Origin of the sequence: Pseudoalteromonas sp. S327 (assembly GCF_005886415.1) — a bacterium.
Lineage (GTDB): Bacteria > Pseudomonadota > Gammaproteobacteria > Enterobacterales > Alteromonadaceae > Pseudoalteromonas > Pseudoalteromonas atlantica.
The window spans coordinates 152,476-172,440 of sequence record NZ_PNDP01000035.1 but is presented as its reverse complement, the minus strand read 5'-3'; the positions used below and the strand labels follow the sequence as shown (position 1 = coordinate 172,440).

Genomic DNA, 19,965 nt, shown 5'->3' with positions numbered 1-19,965 from the left:
ACCTACTCCTGCGAATCTTGTAAGGGTAAATTAAAGCTTAGCTCTTGGCCTGCACGTAAGCGTTGTACCCCTTCAATTACTAAAGTATCGCCTTTATTTAACGGCCCTGAAACCAATAATCGCCCCGCCAAGCGCTGCTCTATTTTTACATCAACACGTGTGGCTTTTTTATCAACGCTGGTCCATACATACGGACCTGTTGCCCCCCACAGTAATGCAGCCTCAGGAACTGCAGCAAAACGCTCGCCTAACACTTCAATATGTACTCTAAAGCTCATACCAGGTAAAAATTGTTGTTTTTCATTATTTAGCTTGGCTTTAACACGTAAAGTACGAGTTTGTGGGTCTACGCGTGAGTCTAAATAGGCAATATCAGCGTTAATGGCAGTGTCTGATTGCCAAGGAAACACCGTTAAGCTGCTTTTATTACGCAGCATACTGATAGCCGACTCTGGTGCGTTAAAATTTATGTACAGGCTTGTTGTGTCATCTATTGTGGCAATGGGCGTTTGCTCGGTTATTCTATCGCCTACCTCAACATCTGTTAAACCCATAATGCCATTTATCGGCGCAATTACTTTTCTGTCTTCAAGCTCAGTTTGAGCCTGTATGAGGGTGACTTTGGCAAGCTCTACAACGGTTTTAGCATCATCAACATCGCTTTTAGGCACTGCGCCTTTGGCCTGACTTTGTTCTAATCGTTTTAGTATTCGCTGGGTGTCGGCAAGTTTAATTTTAGCCTCATCAAGCGCTGCTTTTTGCCTACGAGAATCAAGTTCGAGTAAAGTATCGCCTTTTTTTACTTTATCACCTGGCTTAAAAAAAACGCCTGTTACTCTATCGCCTACTGCAGGGTACATTACAACCGAATGTATTGCCTCTGTATTTCCTACCGCTCGCACTTGTTGTTTTGCACTTTCTAGGGCAATTTTTTGTACAACAACGTTCGCGCTCATTGCAGGAAGGCTGAAAAACAGCAGCGAACTAAGCACACCGATTAAAAAGTTTTGCGATTTCAAAGTAACACCTTAATTAATTATTATTTCCATTACCTTACGAAGTCTAACAGCTGATTGATCAATAGGTAGGATAGAACGATAAATTAGCAAAACTATAAGATGAAATTAAATTGGTAATACCAATTAATTTTTGAAAAAGGCGCCTAATGACTAAGCATTTATACAAATACTGGCAGGATTAAACTAAAAAGTGGCTATATAAATAAAAAAGCCCAGTATAAACTGGGCTATGTAGATAATAGGTAGTTAAAGATTATTTACCGCGCTGGGCTTCTTTTTGTGCTTTTTTAGCTTCTTTACGTTGTTGTAAAACCGCTTGCGCTTCATTACCAATGTGCCCTTCACCACGTGCTTGTGCTAATTCTATTTGCTTTTGACGCTCAGCAAAACGAGCACGTTGCTCATCGGTTACATTATCAATACAGTGATGACACGAAACACCTTCCATGTATTCTGGCTTTTGCTTTTCTTCTTCTGTAATCGGCATACGACACGCATGACATTGATCGTAAGAGCCTTTTTGTAAATCATGATTTACTGCTACACGATTATCAAAAACAAAACACTCGCCTTCCCACATTGTTTCTTCTTTTGGCACTTCTTCTAGGTATTTTAAAATACCGCCTTCAAGGTGGTAAACTTCATCAAACCCTTGCTCTTTCATGTAAGCCGTTGATTTTTCGCAGCGAATACCACCGGTACAAAACATGGCTACTTTTTTGTGTTTTTCTGGGTCTAAATTTTCTTTAGCCCACTGAGGGAACTCTCGGAAAGTTTTGGTATTAGGATCGACTGCATTTTGAAAAGTGCCAATTTCAATTTCGTAATCGTTACGTGTATCAATCAAAATAACTTCAGGGTCTGATATTAATGCATTCCACTCTTTAGGCTTAACATAGCTTCCCACTACTTTTAGTGGGTCAACCCCTTCAACGCCCATAGTAACAATTTCGTTTTTTAGCTTTACTTTAGTGCGGTAAAACGGGCATTCATCATCGTATGATTCTTTAGTCACTATGTCTTTTAGGTTTTCTTGTGTGTCTAACCACGCAAGTAAGTTATCTATTCCTTCGCGCTTAGCCGATACAGTACCGTTAATACCTTCAGCAGCAAGCAATAAAGTACCGCGTACTTCGTTTGCTTCCATCACCTCTAAAAGGGGTTTACGTAGCGCTTCAAAATTTGGCAAACCTACAAATTTGTACATTGCACACACTACAAAGTGCTCGTTTGTTACATCATCTTTATGAACAGCAGACATTTTACTTCCTATTTTGCTTTGATAGCCTTAAGTGGCGTTTACCGAATCGTAAATCCGGCGCATATGGGGCGCGTATTTTACGCTTTTTATGATTAATTGCAAAAAATAGCGCGTTAGAATGGTTTTTACTGTCGGCATAACCCTTGTGTAAGCTATAATGCGGCCATTAATTTAAGTTGCACATTGGAGAACACGACTTTGCACTTTACTGATCTTGGGATTGATACTCGCCTTGAAACACAATTAGCACATCAAGGGATCACCCAGCCCACAGATATTCAAGCACATGCAGTGCCTACCGCACTTGCAGGGCATGACATTTTTGCTCAGTCTAAAACTGGGTCGGGCAAAACATTAGCGTTTTTATTACCTGCTGTTCAGCGAGTTATGAAACAAAAAGCGCTCAGTAAACGCGATCCACGTGTCCTCATCGTTGCACCAACCCGTGAGCTTGCAACGCAAGTATTTACGCAATTGCGTTTATTAATTGCGGGCACAAACATTAAAGCTGTAAAAATACTCGGTGGTGAGAACTTTAACGATCAAATTAAAGCCCTTCGTAACGACCCGCACTTTGTTGTGGCAACCCCTGGGCGTTTGGCCGATCACATCACAAAACGCTCATTACAATTAAGCGGGTTAGAGCTATTAATTTTTGATGAAGCCGACCGTATTTTAGACTTAGGTTTTACTGAACAGCTGAAAATGATTAACGAGCAAGCTAATCACCGCTTGCGCCAAACATTGTTGTTTTCAGCGACACTAGATCACGCTCAAGTAGATGCCCTATCGCGTAATTTATTAAAAAAGCCAAAACAAATTACACTGAGCGCCGCTAACGAGCAACACAGTGATATTAAACAAACACTCTATTTAGCCGATCACCTTGATCATAAAGAAGCGTTACTTGAGCATTTTTTAAAACAAGATGATGTTGGCCAATGTATTATATTTACAGCAACCCGTGCCGATACCAGCCGTTTAAGTGAAGCATTAAATGCAAAAGGTTTTAAATCGGTGGCTTTAGCTGGCGATTTAACACAGAGCAAACGCCTAGAGATCATGGACTCGTTTAGCCGCGAAAACTTTAAAATTTTGATCACCACTGATGTCGCTTCGCGAGGATTGGACTTATTAAGTGTAACGCACGTAATCAATTTTGATTTACCAAAACACGCTGAAGAGTATGTACACCGTATAGGTCGTACAGGTCGCGCCGGATTTAAAGGTAATGCATTATCGCTAGTAGGCCCTAAAGACTGGGCAAGCTACTTAGCAATTAAGTCGTTTTTGAACGACGAGCTGGTTTTTGCAAGCGTTGATGGCCTTAAAGCTAAATTTAAAGGTATAAAAGAGAAAAAGCCTGCAACAGCCGCTGTAAAAACTAAAAAAGTTGCACAGGTGAAAAAGCCGCAAGTTAAACGCAAGGCAAAACCTAAAAAACCAGCTGCACCTATAAAAGCCCCGATGAACATTGATGGCAATTCACCAATGCGCCGTAAAAAAAAGCCTGAGCAGGAATAATTATGAGTTACCTAGGAACAACACAAACCTTATTTGTAAAAGAAGTGAGCAATGAAGGTGCTTACCTTGATGGCCACGATTTAGGGGAAGTGTTTTTACCAAAACACGAAATTAAAGATGAACTTGAAGCTGGCGATAGCATAAGCGTTTTTATCTTTTTAGATAACGCCAGTTTACCTACAGCAACAGTAAAAAAACCCCATGCCCAAGTAGGTGAATACGCACTGCTTCGTGTTAAAGAAATAAATAGCATTGGCGCTTTTTTAGATTGGGGACTAGAGAAAGATGTTTTAGCTCCATTTAACGAGCAAAAACCACGTATGCAAGAAGGTCATTCTTATTTAGTTCGCTTATATTTAGATAATGCGAGCCAACGTATTTGTGCATCAAGCAACTTTAATCGCTTTTTATCAAAAGATGAGCCTGAGTACACACATCTTCAAGAAGTTGATTTAATTGTTGCTGGTAAAACAGATATTGGCTACAAAGTGCTTATTGAAGAGTCTCACTTTGGGGTTGTGTTTTACAACATGGTATTTAAAAACTTATTTGTAGGGCAAAAGCTTAAAGGGTTTGTTCAAAAAGTACGAGAAGACGGAAAAATCGACGTTATACTTGAAAAGCCAGGCATGGGTAAAGTAAGTGAACTTGGCGATAAAATAATGGAAAAGCTTAAAAACGAAGGCGGCATACTAGCCATTGGTGATAAATCTGATCCTGAGCTTATCAAAAAAGTATTTTCAACTAGTAAAGCTAACTACAAAAAAGCCATTGGTGGTTTATTTAAGCAAGGCTTGATAGACATAGAAGCCAAATCTATCCGCTTAAAATAGTCGTAAACCTATTTATAAGCGCTAATATTATGTTGGCGCTTATAGTTAAATTTTTTCTAAATAGTCTAATTAAATGATTGTTCAAAGATGATAAAACGTTTTGATGAATAAAAAACGTTATTTAGCTATTATCACTAACGGCACTTATATTGCCCTATTTTCTGCCCTCACCTTCGCGCAAATGAAATTATTAAACAAAGCTAACACTAGGTTTACCCCTGAAAAATAATTAGGGAATTGCTAATAGGCATTAGCCCATAATACGCTTATACGGCAACGTACATTCTGTATATTGCTTTGAATAATCAAGTATCTCAGCTTTGGTTTCTAAACTTAGTGGCGCCAACCTAAATACTTTATTTTCACATTCACTTTGTTTGTCGTCGTGATTTGAAATGCAATCTGACGTAGTTACGTTTTGGCGCGTTAAGCGCTCTTCATTTTTATAGCATAAGTGGTGTGCGTAGCCATGCATGGTTTGCTTAAATTCAAATAAATCGACAGGGTAATTTGCGACTAAGTCAGTAATCGTCGCTACTCCATCATAAGCTTTACTAGAAAAAACATATTTATTTACTGAAAAACCTGCAACAACAATTAAAATAGATCCAAAAATTAACTTCAAAATAAACCCCTTACTGCATTCTTAGTACTAATGTAGCATAAAAATGTATTCATAAAAGGGGTTTAGCACTAAATAATTGCTTTTTGTTAACTTAAACTAGTGATTTATTAACATCGGATAAAGTTTGTACCGGATCTGACGATTGTGTGATCGGTCTACCAATCACTAAGTAATCGCTACCCGCTTCAATAGCTTGCTTAGGTGTCATAATGCGTTTTTGGTCGCCCACATCACTACCAGCCGGACGAATGCCAGGAGTAACTAGCTTAAACTCGCTACCTAATTGTGCTTTTAGCGCTTTCGCTTCTTGGGCAGAACATACTACGCCATCAAGCCCTGCATCTTTTGTTAATTTAGCTAAATGAATAACTTGTTCTTGCGCTGATTTTTCAACACCCAAACGCTTTAGTTCAGCTTCGTCCATGCTGGTTAGCACTGTCACTGCAATTAATAAAGGTGCTTTATTACCAAACTTTTCAAGTGCAAGCTTTGCCTTATTCATCATTTCAAAACCACCTGATGCATGAACGTTTACCATCCAAACGCCCATATTAGCCGCTGCGGTGACCGCTTTTGCCACTGTATTAGGGATATCATGGAATTTTAAATCTAAAAATACATCAAAACCTAAATCGATTAACTGTTTAACGAATGCAGGGCCAAAATAAGTAAACATTTCTTTGCCTACTTTTAAGCGACACGTATCTGGTGAGAGTTTTTTTACAAAATTAAGAGCCGCGTCTTGTGAATCGTAATCTAAGGCAATAAGAACTTTTTTTGTATCTTCTAAAGACATAACTATCCTAATGAATGGCAGTAAAGTTATAAATAGTTGGGGGTTATTAAAATCCGTCTAGGCCTCTACTTGGCACAATGGTTTCCCAATGTTTACAAGATGGGCAGTTCCAATAAATAGTGTGGCTTGTAAAACCACAATGTTGGCATTGAAAGTCTGGTTTTGTAGCTATATAAGACGTAACTAGCTTATCAATTTCATCAAGTACTTCTTTGGTATTTGGATTTTTATCACCCATTAGCTGTAGTAAAAAGCTAAAACCTCGAATCGTAGGCTGACGTTTTAAGCTGTCGGTTAAAAAATCAAATGCCTGTTTAGTATTTCCCTGCTCTAACAGTGCTTGGCAATGTTTTATTTTTATTAGCACCCCGCCTTTATCGAGCAAGTCACATAATAAATCATGAAACTGATGTGTTAAATTTAACTGCTTATAACTATGTGCAAGCTGGTCAATAAACAAAGGCGCAAATAACGTAAATTGGCAAACGAGTTCACGCCAATAGTAAATTGCTTTTACGTAGTCTTCACTTGTGTAAGCCGATAACCCTAATTCGTATAAAGGGCGAACCGCTTTGTAATTTAAGCTAATGGCTTTGTTCATTAATTGTGGTTTATTTTCGCTTAAGGCAGCTTCGCTGTAAAAATTAGCAATTGCTTTAAAATGCTGCTCTTTAACGAATAACTCACTATGGGCTTCGAACATATTAATGCCCTTTTCCCACTCTCGGGTTTGCGAGTATAAAGTAATAATTGGGTCAAGTGCTTGTTCATACCCAGCTTTAACAAGCCACACTAAATGCTCTTCTGCACCGTCTAATAAGCCGGCCATAATATAATCTTCAGCTAATTCTAAACGGCTAGCGGCAGCTTGTTGTTCATTTAAGCTTGGGTGTTTTAAAAGGAGTTCATGGATTTTTATTGCGCGGTCAAGCTCACCTCTTCGGCGAAACATAGTAGCAAGGGTTGAATAGTGGTCAACAGAGTCAGCAGCCACTTCTAATAGGTTTATTAGATACTCTAAGCCCTGATCTTCTTCTCTGTCTAGTAAAAATTTTAAGCCTTTACTGTATTCAGAAGTGATTTGGCGATTGAGTTGATGAGCTTGGTTTTTTGCACTATTTTTGCCCATAATCCAGCCATAACCGGCAGCAACAGGCAGTAGTAAAAACAAAAGCTCAATCATGATTAGGTGTCTTTATCAGCAATAAGCTTACTATTATTTTTTTCTGGCCCTAATTGTTTTTTTAAGCGGTAATTTTGCCACTTTAATTTAGAAAACAATTTAAAGCTAATAAAACACCCTATTATTACACCCAGTATAAAGCAGATACTTATTATTACAGCGAGTGGCAAGGTATTACTGGCAATAATATAATTGATTTGTACTAATTGTGGATTTTGAGAACCCAATAAAAATGCGCAAAATAGGCATAGTACAACCAGAATAATTTTTAATACCTTAAACAAGTAACTACTCCAACTGGTTAACTAGGCAATACTCTCGTTTACGCGGTCGCGTAATTCTTTGCCTGGTTTAAAATGAGGTACATGCTTACCATCAAGCTCTACTGTATCGCCAGTCTTAGGATTACGACCTGTGCGAGGAGCGCGGTAATGCAAAGAGAAACTACCAAAACCTCTGATCTCAATACGATCTGAAGTAGATAATGAGCCGGCCATTTGTTCAAGAATTTCTTTTACTGCATTTTCAACATCTTTCACTGGAACGTGTGCGTGCTGTTCGGCAAGTGTTTCTATCAGTTCTGACTTAGTCATAGCGTTTCCTTAAAGAGAATAGTGGAAGGGCAAAACTGCCCTTCCAATTAAAAACTAATTAGTAATTAGTCTTTTTGTGCATTTGCGAAAGCAGCTGCCATTGCGTTTTCAAACACTGGCTCTTCTTTCTTAAGCTTCTCTAGTACTTCTTTCTCTTCTGCTTCGAAAAGAGCTTTAACAGATAAGCTTAAAGTGCGGTTCTTACGATCAACGCCAACGTATTTAGCTTCGATTTCGTCGCCTACAGAAGCAACAGTTGTTGCATCTTCAACGCGCTCTTGAGCGATATCAGCTACACGGATGTAACCTTCAACGCCTTCGATAAGCTCTACAGTTGCGCCTTTCGCATCAACTTCAGTCACTTTACCTTTAACAATAGCACCTTTTTTGTTTGCATCAAGGTAGTTATTGAACGGGTCAGCTTCGATTTGCTTAACACCTAGAGAGATACGTTCACGCTCTGGGTCAACTTGCAATACGATAGCAGTGATTTCGTCGCCTTTCTTGAATTCACGTACAGCTTCTTCGCCAGGCGTGTTCCAAGAAATGTCTGAAAGGTGTACAAGACCATCAATACCACCGTCAAGACCGATAAAGATACCGAAGTCAGTGATTGATTTGATCTTACCAGTAACTTGGTCGCCTTTGTTTTGTAGACGAGCAAATTCCTGCCAAGGATTAGCAATACATTGCTTAAGACCAAGAGAAATACGACGACGTTCTTCGTCTATTTCAAGAACCATAACTTCAACAGTGTCACCTAGTGAAACAACTTTTGAAGGGTGGATGTTCTTGTTAGTCCAATCCATTTCAGAAACGTGAACTAGACCTTCAACGCCTTCTTCGATTTCTACGAAGCAACCGTAATCAGTAAGGTTAGTTACACGACCAGAAAGCTTAGAACCTTCTGGGTAACGACCAGCGATAGCTGCCCATGGATCTTCGCCAAGCTGTTTAAGGCCTAGAGATACACGAGTTTTATCTTTGTCGAATTTAAGAACTTTAACTGCGATTTCGTCGCCAACATTAACGATTTCTGAAGGGTGCTTAACACGCTTCCACGCCATATCAGTGATGTGTAGTAGACCATCAACACCACCAAGGTCAACGAATGCACCGTAGTCAGTAAGGTTCTTAACGATACCTTTAACTTCTTGACCTTCAACAAGGTTAGCAAGAAGCTCTTCACGTTCTTGTGAGTTTTCAGATTCGATAACTGCACGACGTGAAACAACAACGTTGTTACGTTTTTGGTCAAGCTTGATTACTTTAAATTCAAGCTCTTTACCTTCAAGGTGAGTTGTGTCACGTACTGGACGAACATCAACAAGTGAACCAGGTAGGAAAGCACGGATTGAATCAACTTCAACTGTGAAACCGCCTTTAACTTTACCGTTGATAACACCAGTAACAGTCTCTTGCTCTTCACATGCTTTCTCAAGACGGATCCACGCTTCGTGACGCTTCGCTTTCTCACGAGAAAGGATAGTTTCACCGAAACCGTCTTCGATTGCATCTAGTGCAACATCTACTTCGTCGCCTACAGCAACTTCTAGTTCACCAGCAGCATTTTTGAACTGCTCTGCAGGGATAGCACTTTCTGATTTAAGACCAGCATCTACAAGTACAATGTTATTCTCGATAGAGATTACTGTACCTTTAACAATAGAGCCTTGCTCTGCTTCAAAACCCTTTAAGCTTTCTTCAAATAACTGCGCAAAATTTTCTGACATACGAATATACGTCTCATATATTAATACCAATAAGCAACCATGCTGCATGGGGTTGTTAAAATAGCACTGGCGTCCTGCTGGTGCATAAAATGTGTTTAGCTTCGTTTAGGAAGCTTGCCTTGTGAGATAGCAATATCTACTAAAGTTATAACTTTATCAAACACTTGCTGAGCGTTAAGCTCGCTTGTGTCTATTTCAATTGCATCATCAGCAGGAACAAGCGGCGCAACGGTGCGATTCATATCGCGCTCATCACGAGCTTGAATGTCCTGTAATAGACCACTTAGTGTAACATCAAGGCCACGCTCATTCAACTCAACATAACGTCTGCGCGCGCGTTCTTGTGCACTAGCGGTTAAATATATTTTCAATGGTGCGTCTTGAAAAACCACGGTGCCCATATCTCGGCCATCAGCAATTAAGCCCCGTTCGGTTTTAAACGCACGCTGGCGTCGAAGTAACGCTTCACGTACACGCGGTAATGCAGCCACTTTTGATGCAGCTGCCCCAACCTCTTCATTACGAATTGTCGAGGTTACATCTTCGCCTTCTAAAATAACTTTTCCAGCATTAGTTTGGCTATCAACCAAAAACTGCACATCTAAGTTTGCAGCAAGCGGGACAAGCGCTTCTTCGTTGTCTAATGCTATTTGGTGATGAAGTGCGGCAAGGGATAATACACGGTAAATTGCGCCGCTATCCAATACATCCCACCCCAATTTGTCGGCTAACAAGCGACAAACAGTTCCTTTACCTGAACCACTTGGGCCATCAACGGTGATTACGGGCATTAATAACGCCTGCATTTAAAACCTCCTGCAATGCACACCTAAATAAAACCGCGATATTATACGTCACTTCTGCAAATAGATCCGCTTTAGTGTGTAACTTTTTATAATTATTTATAAAAAACCTACTCACTCACTGATGCTAAAACCTTGAAAAAGGTTGGAAAAGTTTTATATGTACACTTAGGATCGTTGATTGTAATAGGCTTTCCGCCTACGGCAACCATTGCAAAACACATCGCTATACGGTGATCGTCATACGTATCTATAGCCACATCATTGAATGCACTCGGTGGTGTAATTTCGATAAAATCTTCACCCTCTACAACCTCGGCACCCACTTTACGAAGTTCAGTTGCCATAGCATATAAACGGTCGGTTTCTTTTACACGCCAGTTATAAATATTGCGAATAGCCGTAGGCCCTTTAGCAAATAAAGCAACCGTAGCAAGTGTCATTGCCGCATCAGGGATAGCGTTAGCGTCAATATCTACACCTTTTAATTCACCTTTGCGAACAACTAAACGCTCGTCATACCATTTTATTTCAGCGCCAACTTGTTCCATCACTTTAGCAAAACCAATATCACCTTGAACTGATTTAGCGCCCACGCCTTTAATTTCAATTTCGCCACCGGCAATAGCCGCTGCCGCAACAAAGTAAGACGCTGATGATGCATCCCCCTCCACCATAATACGCTCTAGTGATTGGTATTGTTGGCCGCCTTTAACTTTAAATGTTGTATAGTCGCTGTGCTCAACAGTCACCCCAAAACGCGCCATTACATCTAACGTTATATCAATGTAAGGCTTAGATACCAAAGTACCCTTAATGGTAATTTGCGTATCACCACTAAATAAAGGGGCAGCCATTAGCAATGCTGTTAAAAATTGGCTAGAAATACTGCCATCAATTTCAACAGTACCGCCTTTAATTTGCCCACCAATTATTTTTAGTGGTGGGTAGTCTTTATGTTTTGTGTAGGTAATATCGCCGCCAAGTGCTTGTAGTGCATCTACTAAGTGCCCTATTGGGCGCTCTTCCATGCGCGGCTCACCTATAAGCTCATACTCCCCAGCTACAGCAGCGAGTACCGCGGTTAAAGGACGATACGCTGTACCTGCATTGCCTAAAAATAAAGGTTCACTTTGGGTTTTAAATACACCGCCAACCCCTTCTACGGTTGCCACAGTACGATCATCATTAAGCGTTACGTTAACACCTAGTAGTTTTAATGCACCCAACATATGGCGAATATCATCGCTATCTAGCAGGTTTTCTACAACGGTAGTCCCTTGAGCCAGCGCTGCTAATAATAAAATACGGTTTGATAGGCTTTTAGACCCTGGTAAGGTCACACTGCCATTTACACGAGAAATAGGCTCTAAACGAAGTTGTTCCATTAGCTGTGCTCCTTTGCAAATGCCGCCATAAAGTCAACCAAGGCTTGCACACCTGCAAGTGGCATTGCGTTATAAATACTTGCGCGCATACCGCCTACAATTCGGTGCCCTTCTAGGGCAAGTAAGCCGGCTTCTTTAGATTGCGTTACAAACTTTTCGTTTAAGCTTTCATCGTTTAGCCAAAACGGTACATTCATACGCGAACGACAATGCGTCGCTACTTTATTAGTATAAAAAGGCGATTCATCAATAAAGTCATAAAGCAGCTTAGCTTTAGCAATATTTTGTGCTTCCATTGCCTTAACGCCACCGTTTTGCTCTAGCCATTCAAATACTTCAGCTGCTAAATACCATGCAAAAGTAGGCGGTGTATTAAACATGCTGCCTTGTTTTGCTTCAAGTGCGTAATCTAAAATACCTGGTTTAGCTAAACCTTCACGCTCAAGTAATGTTTTGCGAACAATAACAATAGCTATACCTGATGGACCTATATTTTTTTGTGCACCGGCATAAATTAAATCAAATTTATTTACGTCAATTTCACGCGACAAAATAGTCGATGACATATCAGCAATAATAGGTGCCGTTGGGTGGCTCGGCACATCAAAAATCTCTAAGCCGTCTACTGTTTCATTTGGGCAGTAGTGAATGTAAGATGCATCTGCAGGTAACTCCCACTGCGCCACTTCTTTTATAGAAAACAGCCCGTTTGCGTCATTTCTAACGTTGATTGAGTGGGTTTGAGTAAATTTATTAGCTTCATCAGTGGCACTTTTAGACCAAACGCCGTTCTCGCAGTAAACCGCCGTTTTACCATTTTGATGTAAATTTAATGGCACAGCGCTAAATTGACCGCGGCCACCACCGTGCATAAATAACACTTCAAATTCATCGCTAATGTTCATTAAACGACGAAGGCTGGCTTCGCATTTTGCTGTAAGCGCTAAAAAATCTTTACTACGATGGCTTATTTCCATCACAGATACGCCTAAGTCTTGCCAGTCTAAAAATTCTTTTTGTGCTTTTTGCATAACAGCTTGTGGAAGCATAGCTGGCCCCGCACAAAAATTATATTTACTCATTACCTTTGCCTCATTCCAGTAATTTAAACTCTTTTGATAAACAAAAAAGGATTATTAATTTTTTTCAACATGATTAAAAAAAGCGGCCTTAGCCGCTTTTTCAATTTCAGTTATTCAGAAGGTGGATTATCATCCGTTGCTTCTTCATTTACTGTATCAACCGTTTCAACGTCTTCAATATCAACTAAGTCACTGTCTGTAACTTCAATCTCTTCGATACGTTGTAAACCAACTACTTGCTCTTCGTCAATAGTTCTGATCAAAATAACACCTTGGGTGTTACGTCCAACCGTCGATACTTCATTAACGCGGGTACGTACTAGCGTACCACGGTTTGAAATAATCATTATTTCGTCGTTGTCGTCAACTTGTACAGCGCCAACTACTGCGCCATTACGCTCACTCACCTTAATAGATACAACACCTTGTGTTGCACGGCTCTTAGATGGGTAATCTTCAAGTTGAGTACGTTTACCGTAACCGTTTTCAGTCACAGTTAAAATAGCACCATCAGACTTAGGCACAATTAACGACACTACGCGTTGATCGTCGGCCATTTTAATACCACGAACACCGGTAGCAGTACGACCCATAGGGCGAACACCTTTGAAACGAATTTCAGGGTTGCCTTCTTCGTCAAGTACCGGGTTGCCGTTTTCATCAACAACAGCAGACTCTTCCGCTTCTTTAAAGCGTACCACTTTACCTGCATCAGTAAACAACATAATTTCGTTGCTACCGTCGGTAATATCAACCCCAATTAGGCTATCGCCTTCGTTAAGGTTTACCGCAATAATACCGCTTGCACGTTGACGGCTGTATGCCGTTAGTGGTGTTTTCTTCACAGTACCAAATGCAGTTGCCATGAAAATGTATTTATCTTCTTCGTACTCGCGTACAGGTAAGATAGCAGTAATGCGCTCATCATCTTCAAGTGGCAGTAAGTTAACAATTGGCTTACCGCGGGCGGCGCGACTAGCCAGTGGTAACTGGTATACTTTAAGCCAGTACAAACGACCCGCAGTAGAGAAACATAAAATGGTATCGTGGGTATTAGCCACTAAAAGACGCTCAATGAAATCTTCATCTTTCATCTTCGTTGCTGACTTACCTTTACCACCACGGCGCTGCGCTTCGTAATCAGACAATGCCTGATACTTAACGTAACCTTCGTGCGATAGGGTCACAACAACATCTTCTTCGTTAATTAAATCTTCAAGGCTAATATCGTGCGCTGCCGCGTTAATTTCTGTACGACGCTCATCACCATATTGCTCTTTAATTTCTACTAACTCATCACGAATAACTTCCATTAAACGCTCAGGGCTAGCTAAAATGTGTAGTAGCTCAGCAATTAAATCTAACAGCGATTGGTACTCTGCTAAGATTTTTTCATGCTCAAGACCGGTTAGTTTGTGTAAACGTAAATCAAGAATTGCTTGTGCTTGCTGCTCAGAAATATAGTACTGACCATCGCGAATACCCAGCTCACTTGCCAGCCAATCTGGGCGTGCTACGTTGTCTTCGCCTGCTTTTTCAAGCATAGCTTGTACGTTGCCTAAATCCCATGGGCGAGCTGTTAAGGCTACTTTAGCCTCTGCTGGGGTTGGCGATTTACGAATTAGCTCAATAATTGGGTCGATGTTGGCAAGCGCAATTGCTAAACCTTCAAGGGTATGAGCACGGTCGCGCGCTTTACGTAAATCAAATACGGTACGGCGTGTAACCACTTCACGGCGGTGAATAACAAACTCTTCAAGCATTTCTTTTAAGTTGAAACACTTAGGTTGGTTGTTAATTAATGCAACCATATTCATACCAAACACAGTTTGTAACTGAGTTTGTGAATATAAGTTGTTGAGGATAACTTCACCTACATCACCACGTTTGATCTCAATAACGATACGCATACCGTCTTTATCTGATTCATCACGTAGTGCGCTAATGCCTTCAATTTTTTTATCTTTAACAAGCTCAGCAATTTTTTCAATTAAGCGTGCTTTGTTAACCTGATAAGGAATTTCGTGCACGATAATGGTTTCGCGGCCTGTTTTTTCATCGGTTTCGATGTCGGCGCGTGCACGCATGTACACTTTACCACGGCCGGTTAAATAAGCATCTTCAATGCCTTTTTTACCATTAATAATAGCAGCCGTTGGGAAATCAGGACCCGGAATGTAATCCATTAATTCATGAATCGTTAAATCAGGGTTTTGAATAAGCGCTAAACAACCATTAACCACTTCAGTTAAGTTATGAGGTGGAATGTTTGTTGCCATACCTACCGCAATACCCGATGAACCGTTAACAAGTAAGTTAGGCACTTTGGTTGGTAAAACGTCAGGAATTTGTTCGGTACCGTCGTAGTTAGGAACGAAATCAACCGTTTCTTTTTCAAGATCGGCTAATAACTCATGCGACATTTTTGCCATACGTACTTCTGTATAACGCATTGCCGCTGCTGAATCACCATCAACCGAACCGAAGTTACCTTGGCCATCTACAAGCATATAACGTAGTGAGAATGGCTGTGCCATACGCACGATGGTGTCATAAACTGCACTGTCGCCGTGTGGGTGGTATTTACCGATTACGTCACCGACCACACGGGCCGATTTTTTGTAAGGCTTATTCCAGTCATTACTAAGCTCGTTCATTGCAAACAAAACGCGGCGGTGAACAGGTTTTAAACCATCACGTACGTCTGGTAATGCACGTCCTACAATTACGCTCATTGCGTAATCAAGGTAGGAGTTTTTTAACTCGTCTTCAATATTGACTGGCAGAATTTCATTGGCGAGATCAGTCATTTGATATCACATTCCTTCAGTATCAGCTCTTAGCAACCCGGTATTAGGCGCCAAGAGTATTTGTTATTATTTCTAAGCGACCATGCTATCACAATTAATTTAAATTTACAGGCGCAAAACTTTGCGATTTATCAATTTAGCCCTATATAATGGCCTCAGATTGACGAGGAAGTATTTTATGACCGAACATCAAAATGTAGATAACGCAGAAATAGCAAAATTTGAAGCCATTGCAGAGCGATGGTGGGACCAAGACGGAGAGTTTAAACCTCTTCACGAAATTAACCCATTACGATTAGACTTTGTGGCTAACAAAACCCAAGGCTTATTTGATAAAGAAACACTCGATGTAGGCTGTGGTGGCGGCATTCTTAGCGAAAGCATGGCACGCATGGGCGCACACGTAACCGGTATAGACATGGGCCAAGAGCCACTCACCGTAGCAAAGCTTCATAGCCTAGAAACCGGTGTAAATATTGACTATATAAAAGTACCTGCAGAAGAATTTGCAACCCAGCACCCTGCTCGCTTTGATGTAATAACCTGTATGGAAATGCTAGAGCACGTACCTGACCCTGCTTCTATTATTCATGCAGTCGCAGAGCTTGCCAAGCCAGGGGCTGATGTTTTTTTCTCAACCCTAAATAAAACGCCTAAAGCTTACTTGTTTGCTATTGTAGGTGCTGAAAAGCTGTTAAAAATGGTGCCTGAGGGCACACACGATCACAACAAATTTATCAAACCTGCACAACTTATTGCATGGGCTGAACAAGCCGGTTTAAAAGTACGTGCCAGTGCTGGCCTGGGCTACAACCCGCTTTCTAAGCAGTATTCACTAAATACAGATGTGAGTGTTAATTATATTCTTCATTTTGAGAAGTTAGCGTAATGGCTAGCTCTCATACCCCCTTAACTCCTTTTGAGTACGACGCTTTCTTATTTGATTTAGATGGCACCTTGCTTGATACGGCAGACGATTTAGGTGCTGCTTTAAATGCTGTACTTAAAAGTGAAGGTGTTGCGCAAGTTACGCCTGAAGCGTATAGAAAAGTAGCGTCTAATGGCACCGGCGCATTGCTTGAACTTGGCTTTAAAGCGCAATGGGCATCGCAAGCTCAAACTGAACGTATAAAACAGTTAGTCAGCCACTACAGCCAAAACCTAGCGACACACACCCGCTGCTTTGAAGGCATAGAATCATTACTCATAGCCCTTGAGAACCAAGGTATAAAATGGGGAATAATGACTAATAAGCCCGGTTTTTTAACCGATCCATTAGTGGCTGCTATACCCGCTTTAAAAAATGCACACGTTGTGATCAGTGGCGATACGCTCACCGAGGCTAAACCATCACCTTTACCCTTACTACACTGTACAAAACTGATGAACGTAGATCCTAAACGTTGCTTATACATAGGTGATGCTCAACGTGATATAGAAGCAGGTAAAGCCGCAGGTATGCACACAGCAACAGCGCTTTGGGGCTATATACCAAGTATTGATGAGGCCAAGGGCTGGGAAGCCGATTTTAACTGGCACAGCCCCATTGATGCTTTTAACCATATATAGTGTCATGTAAATTTTTAAACACTATATATTGTGATTGTGTTAGTTTTTATGCAAAGCTTGATGATAAAAAAAGCAGTCGAAATTTATTTTCAAAATGCGTAAATTTAGCAGATCATTAGTTGATTTTTAGCTATTTCAACTTAAATGATTGTTCGAAGGTGAGTGACTACTAACACAAATACGTTATCCCAAAGTTATCCACAAATAGGGGCAATTATGTCCCTTGCAAATCAGCTCAGACCACACTATCTTGTGATCTCTAAATTGAACAACACCAGATATTGTGGCCAAATGTTATTCAATTAAATTCGCCAATACGGTGAAACTTATAATAAATGAATACGTACCTTGCTTTGGCGAGGTATAAAGCATTGGTCAAAATACACAATTCCCAAGGAATACAGGCAAAGCTATGAACCAACAGTTATCTGTAAGCAAGCGTGACGGGCGTAAAGAGCCTTTAGATCTTGATAAGATCCATCGCGTTATTGAATGGGCCGCCGAAGGTTTAAACAACGTATCGGTTTCACAGGTTGAATTAAAGTCACACATTCAATTTTACGACGGTATTCGTACAAAAGACATTCACGAAACCATCATTAAAGCAGCAGCCGATCAAATTTCAAAAGAGTCGCCTGACTACCAGTACTTAGCTGCCCGCTTAGCTGTATTCCACTTACGTAAAAAAGCGTATGGCCAGTTTGAGCCACCACGTTTATTTGACCATGTTACAAAAATGGTTGAAGACAAACGCTACGACGCTCACTTACTTGTTGATTACACAGAACAAGAGCTTGACGAGCTAGATGCTTATCTTGATCATTCGCGCGATCTTAACTTTAGCTACGCAGCAGTAAAGCAGCTTGAAGGTAAATACCTGGTACAAAACCGAGTAACGGGTGAGATTTACGAAAGCGCTCAGTTTTTATATATCTTAGTGGCTGCGAGTTTATTTTCTGACTACCCGCGCGAAACGCGTACTGACTACATCAAACGTTTTTACGATGCAGTATCAACGTTTAAAATCTCCTTACCTACGCCAATTATGTCGGGTGTGCGTACACCTACGCGTCAGTTTAGCTCGTGTGTACTTATTGAATGTGGCGACAGCCTTGATTCAATTAACGCCACATCATCTGCCATTGTTAAGTACGTTTCACAACGTGCAGGTATTGGTATTAACGCCGGCCGTATTCGTGCATTAGGTAGCCATATCCGTAATGGTGAGGCGTACCACACAGGTTGTATTCCTTTTTATAAGCACTTTCAAACAGCAGTTAAAAGCTGCTCGCAAGGTGGTGTACGTGGCGGTGCTGCAACGTTATTCTACCCGCTTTGGCATTTAGAAGTAGAAAACCTACTAGTACTTAAAAATAACCGTGGTGTTGATGATAACCGTGTTCGTCATTTAGATTACGGCGTACAGTTTAATAAACTAATGTATTCTCGTTTAATTAAAGACGACTACATTACATTATTTAGCCCATCAGATGTGCCTGGCCTTTACGATGCATTCTTTGAAGACCAAGACGAGTTTGACGCGTTATACGTAAAATACGAGCAAGACGAGTCTATTCGTAAAAAGCGTATTAAAGCGATTGAGCTTTTCTCAATGTTCGCACAAGAGCGTGCCAGCACAGGTCGTATTTATTTACAAAACGTGGATCACTGTAATACGCACAGCCCGTTTATTTCTAAAGTTGCGCCAATTCGCCAATCTAACTTATGTTTAGAAATTGCATTGCCAACTAAGCCGTTAAATAACGTAAACGATGAAGAAGGCGAAATTGCACTTTGTACGCTATCTGCATTTAACCTAGGCGCTATTGAGTCACTTGATGAACTTGAAGAGCTTGCAGAGCTTGCAGTACGTGCACTTGATAACCTACTTGATTTCCAAGACTACCCAGTACCGGCTGCACGTAATGCCACTATGGGCCGTCGTACGTTAGGAATAGGCGTAATTAACTACGCTTACTACCTTGCTAAAAATGGTAAGCGTTACTCAGATGGCAGTGCTAATGCACTGACTCACAAAACGTTTGAAGCAATTCAATACTACCTAATGAAGGCATCAAACGAGCTGGCTAAAGAGCGTGGCGCGTGTCCTAAGTTTAACGAAACAACGTACTCTCAAGGTATTATGCCAACTGATACGTACAAACGTGACTTAGATAAAATTTGTGATGAGCCACTGCACTTAGATTGGGATTCATTACGTGCCAGCATTAAAGAGCACGGCATGCGTAACTCAACACTTAGCGCATTAATGCCTTCAGAAACATCGTCGCAAATCTCTAACGCAACTAACGGTATTGAGCCACCACGTGGTCACATTAGCGTTAAAGCAAGTAAAGACGGTATTTTAAAACAAGTAGTTCCTGAGTACGAACGCTTAAAAGATAACTACGAGCTACTGTGGGATATTCCATCAAACGATGGTTACTTACAGTTAGTGGGCATAATGCAAAAGTTTATTGACCAAACTATTTCGGCCAATACTAATTATGATCCAAACAAATACGAAGGCGGTAAAGTACCTATGAAAGTCTTATTAAAAGACTTACTAGGTGCATACAAGCTTGGTGTTAAAACACTTTACTACCATAACACCCGCGATGGCGCATCAGATGCACAAGACGACACTCCAGAAGTGGAAGATGATGATTGTGCAGGCGGCGCGTGTAAAATTTAATAGTTAAACTTAAAGCGGGCTCTTTGCCCGCTTTGTCCTGATAGTTTTAGT

17 protein-coding genes are annotated in these 19,965 nt (G+C 40.7%); 5 read left to right on the top strand and 12 right to left on the bottom strand.

Annotated features, from left to right (window positions below; translation table 11 throughout):
* Window positions 1-2: 2 nt before the first annotated feature.
* Both CWB60_RS11850 and trhO read right to left on the bottom strand, forming a co-directional pair.
* Window positions 3-1,019, bottom strand: a complete 1,017-nt coding sequence (locus tag CWB60_RS11850; protein ID WP_171036144.1) for an efflux RND transporter periplasmic adaptor subunit — start codon at window positions 1,017-1,019, stop codon at window positions 3-5.
* A gap of 253 nt (window positions 1,020-1,272) precedes the next feature.
* A complete protein-coding gene (gene trhO, locus CWB60_RS11845) occupies window positions 1,273-2,280 on the bottom strand; it encodes an oxygen-dependent tRNA uridine(34) hydroxylase TrhO (protein WP_138578103.1) in 1,008 nt (335 codons plus the stop codon).
* 198 nt (window positions 2,281-2,478) lie between these two features.
* Here trhO and CWB60_RS11840 point away from each other — a divergent pair, with 198 nt between their 5' ends.
* Window positions 2,479-3,804, top strand: a complete 1,326-nt coding sequence (locus tag CWB60_RS11840) for a DEAD/DEAH box helicase (RefSeq protein WP_029774003.1) — start codon at window positions 2,479-2,481, stop codon at window positions 3,802-3,804.
* A gap of 2 nt (window positions 3,805-3,806) precedes the next feature.
* Window positions 3,807-4,637, top strand: coding sequence for a CvfB family protein (locus tag CWB60_RS11835; RefSeq protein WP_138578105.1), 831 nt, complete (start codon window positions 3,807-3,809; stop codon window positions 4,635-4,637).
* Between the two features lie 250 nt (window positions 4,638-4,887).
* Here the strand turns inward: CWB60_RS11835 and CWB60_RS11830 are convergent, their stop codons facing one another.
* The 10 genes from CWB60_RS11830 to gyrA all read right to left on the bottom strand — a co-directional run bounded on the left by CWB60_RS11830 (window position 4,888) and on the right by gyrA (window position 15,650).
* Complete coding sequence (locus CWB60_RS11830) at window positions 4,888-5,262, bottom strand: hypothetical protein (RefSeq protein ID WP_004587876.1); 375 nt, start codon at window positions 5,260-5,262, stop codon at window positions 4,888-4,890.
* A 91-nt stretch (window positions 5,263-5,353) separates the two neighbouring features.
* Entirely contained in the window at window positions 5,354-6,058 is a 705-nt protein-coding gene (pyrF, locus tag CWB60_RS11825; protein WP_138578107.1) for an orotidine-5'-phosphate decarboxylase, read from the bottom strand.
* A 46-nt stretch (window positions 6,059-6,104) separates the two neighbouring features.
* Window positions 6,105-7,241 (bottom strand): lipopolysaccharide assembly protein LapB, encoded by a 1,137-nt coding sequence (gene lapB, locus CWB60_RS11820; protein WP_138578109.1) that lies wholly within the window; start codon window positions 7,239-7,241, stop codon window positions 6,105-6,107.
* A 2-nt stretch (window positions 7,242-7,243) separates the two neighbouring features.
* Window positions 7,244-7,525 carry a lipopolysaccharide assembly protein LapA domain-containing protein gene (locus CWB60_RS11815; RefSeq protein WP_138578111.1) on the bottom strand — a complete coding sequence of 94 codons (282 nt, stop codon included), beginning with the start codon at window positions 7,523-7,525 and terminating at the stop codon, window positions 7,244-7,246.
* A 21-nt stretch (window positions 7,526-7,546) separates the two neighbouring features.
* The gene (ihfB, locus tag CWB60_RS11810) at window positions 7,547-7,834 is read right to left on the bottom strand and encodes an integration host factor subunit beta (RefSeq protein WP_004587872.1); all 288 of its coding nucleotides are present in this window, start codon (window positions 7,832-7,834) and stop codon (window positions 7,547-7,549) included.
* A 65-nt stretch (window positions 7,835-7,899) separates the two neighbouring features.
* On the bottom strand, window positions 7,900-9,567 hold the full coding sequence (gene rpsA / locus CWB60_RS11805; protein ID WP_004587871.1) for a 30S ribosomal protein S1: 1,668 nt from the start codon (window positions 9,565-9,567) through the stop codon (window positions 7,900-7,902).
* 95 nt (window positions 9,568-9,662) lie between these two features.
* On the bottom strand, window positions 9,663-10,373 hold the full coding sequence (cmk, locus tag CWB60_RS11800) for a (d)CMP kinase (protein ID WP_004587870.1): 711 nt from the start codon (window positions 10,371-10,373) through the stop codon (window positions 9,663-9,665).
* 107 nt (window positions 10,374-10,480) lie between these two features.
* The gene (gene aroA, locus CWB60_RS11795; RefSeq protein ID WP_138578113.1) at window positions 10,481-11,758 is read right to left on the bottom strand and encodes a 3-phosphoshikimate 1-carboxyvinyltransferase; all 1,278 of its coding nucleotides are present in this window, start codon (window positions 11,756-11,758) and stop codon (window positions 10,481-10,483) included.
* Entirely contained in the window at window positions 11,758-12,840 is a 1,083-nt protein-coding gene (gene serC / locus CWB60_RS11790) for a 3-phosphoserine/phosphohydroxythreonine transaminase (protein WP_029773999.1), read from the bottom strand. Before serC ends, aroA begins: the two co-directional genes overlap by 1 nt.
* A 110-nt stretch (window positions 12,841-12,950) precedes the next feature.
* Window positions 12,951-15,650 (bottom strand): DNA topoisomerase (ATP-hydrolyzing) subunit A, encoded by a 2,700-nt coding sequence (gene gyrA, locus CWB60_RS11785; protein WP_054982454.1) that lies wholly within the window; start codon window positions 15,648-15,650, stop codon window positions 12,951-12,953.
* A gap of 178 nt (window positions 15,651-15,828) precedes the next feature.
* Between gyrA and ubiG the strand changes: the two genes are divergently transcribed.
* The 3 genes from ubiG to nrdA all read left to right on the top strand — a co-directional run bounded on the left by ubiG (window position 15,829) and on the right by nrdA (window position 19,914).
* The gene (gene ubiG, locus CWB60_RS11780) at window positions 15,829-16,539 is read left to right on the top strand and encodes a bifunctional 2-polyprenyl-6-hydroxyphenol methylase/3-demethylubiquinol 3-O-methyltransferase UbiG (protein WP_138578115.1); all 711 of its coding nucleotides are present in this window, start codon (window positions 15,829-15,831) and stop codon (window positions 16,537-16,539) included.
* On the top strand, window positions 16,539-17,219 hold the full coding sequence (locus tag CWB60_RS11775; RefSeq protein WP_138578117.1) for an HAD family hydrolase: 681 nt from the start codon (window positions 16,539-16,541) through the stop codon (window positions 17,217-17,219). The genes ubiG and CWB60_RS11775 overlap by 1 nt, the downstream gene beginning before the upstream one ends.
* Window positions 17,220-17,631: 412 nt before the next feature.
* Complete coding sequence (gene nrdA, locus CWB60_RS11770; RefSeq protein ID WP_054982452.1) at window positions 17,632-19,914, top strand: class 1a ribonucleoside-diphosphate reductase subunit alpha; 2,283 nt, start codon at window positions 17,632-17,634, stop codon at window positions 19,912-19,914.
* Window positions 19,915-19,965: the final 51 nt, after the last annotated feature.

Excerpts from the sequence above, each read along its gene's own strand:
- trhO (WP_138578103.1), bottom strand. The coding sequence starts at position 2,280 with ATGTCTGCTGTTCATAAAGATGATGTAACAAACGAGCACTTTGTAGTG.
- CWB60_RS11835 (WP_138578105.1), top strand. The coding sequence starts at position 3,807 with ATGAGTTACCTAGGAACAACACAAACCTTATTTGTAAAAGAAGTGAGC.
- pyrF (WP_138578107.1), bottom strand. The coding sequence starts at position 6,058 with ATGTCTTTAGAAGATACAAAAAAAGTTCTTATTGCCTTAGATTACGAT.
- lapB (WP_138578109.1), bottom strand. The coding sequence starts at position 7,241 with ATGATTGAGCTTTTGTTTTTACTACTGCCTGTTGCTGCCGGTTATGGC.
- ihfB (WP_004587872.1), bottom strand. The coding sequence starts at position 7,834 with ATGACTAAGTCAGAACTGATAGAAACACTTGCCGAACAGCACGCACAC.
- rpsA (WP_004587871.1), bottom strand. The coding sequence starts at position 9,567 with ATGTCAGAAAATTTTGCGCAGTTATTTGAAGAAAGCTTAAAGGGTTTT.
- cmk (WP_004587870.1), bottom strand. The coding sequence starts at position 10,373 with ATGCAGGCGTTATTAATGCCCGTAATCACCGTTGATGGCCCAAGTGGT.
- aroA (WP_138578113.1), bottom strand. The coding sequence starts at position 11,758 with ATGGAACAACTTCGTTTAGAGCCTATTTCTCGTGTAAATGGCAGTGTG.
- serC (WP_029773999.1), bottom strand. The coding sequence starts at position 12,840 with ATGAGTAAATATAATTTTTGTGCGGGGCCAGCTATGCTTCCACAAGCT.
- gyrA (WP_054982454.1), bottom strand. The coding sequence starts at position 15,650 with ATGACTGATCTCGCCAATGAAATTCTGCCAGTCAATATTGAAGACGAG.
- ubiG (WP_138578115.1), top strand. The coding sequence starts at position 15,829 with ATGACCGAACATCAAAATGTAGATAACGCAGAAATAGCAAAATTTGAA.
- CWB60_RS11775 (WP_138578117.1), top strand. The coding sequence starts at position 16,539 with ATGGCTAGCTCTCATACCCCCTTAACTCCTTTTGAGTACGACGCTTTC.
- nrdA (WP_054982452.1), top strand. The coding sequence starts at position 17,632 with ATGAACCAACAGTTATCTGTAAGCAAGCGTGACGGGCGTAAAGAGCCT.